The 822-nt window shown below is 69.8% G+C and carries 1 pseudogene; it reads right to left on the bottom strand.

Going from position 1 to position 822, the window contains the following annotated elements:
* A pseudogene (locus tag IE219_RS31365) lies at positions 1–800 on the bottom strand (IS5 family transposase); the annotation flags it as partial.
* Positions 801–822: the final 22 nt, after the last annotated feature.

Raw genomic sequence — 822 nt, 5'->3', positions numbered from 1 at the left:
GGCTGCTTCGTAGGACTGGGCGGTCTTGTCGTAGCGGGTGGCGATGCCGCGCCACTGCTTCAGGCGATGAAAGCAACGTTCGACGACGTTGCGGTGCTTGTATGCCTCGCGGTCGAAGGCCGGCGGGCGGCCGCCGCGGCTGCCTCGCCGGGCCCGGTTGCGGACCTGGTCGGCCCGCTCCGGGATCGTGTGGGTGATGCCCTTGCGGCGGAGCCAGGCGCGGATCGCCTTCGAGCTGTAGCCCTTGTCGCCCAGGACGTGATCGGGCCGGACCCGGGGTCGCCCCGGTCCGATCCGGGGCACCCGGATCGCCTCCATCACGGCGGTGAACCGGGTGCAGTCGTTGGTGTTGCCGCCCGTGACGACGAATGCGAGCGGACGGCCCCGGCCGTCGCAGGCCAGGTGAATCTTGCTGGTCAGACCGCCTCGGGACCGGCCGAGGGCCGGGTCGCGGAGCCCCCTTTTCGGGCTCCGGCCGCATGCTGGTGAGCTCGAACGATCGTGGAGTCGACCGACACCAGCCACTCGATGTCGCCCGCTGCATCAGCTTCGGCCTGCGCGGCCCGCAGCATCCGGTCAAACGTCCCATCCGCCGCCCACCTGCGGAAACGTGTGTGGAGCGTGGCCCACGGCCCGTAACGTTCGGGCACGTCCCGCCAGGCCGTTCCGGTCCGGAACTTCCACACGATCCCGTTCAGCACTCTGCGGTCGTCCAGCCGCTTCCGCCCCCTCAACGACTCGGGCAGCAGCGGCCGGACGAACTCCCACTCGGCATCCGACAGTTCATGGCGACGTATCACAGCACCATGATCCACCAGCGGT

This window comes from Streptomyces termitum, assembly GCF_014650175.1.
GTDB lineage: Bacteria > Actinomycetota > Actinomycetes > Streptomycetales > Streptomycetaceae > Streptomyces > Streptomyces termitum.
Note: the sequence above shows the minus strand (reverse complement) of the source record. Positions and strands in the feature narration are given on the sequence as shown.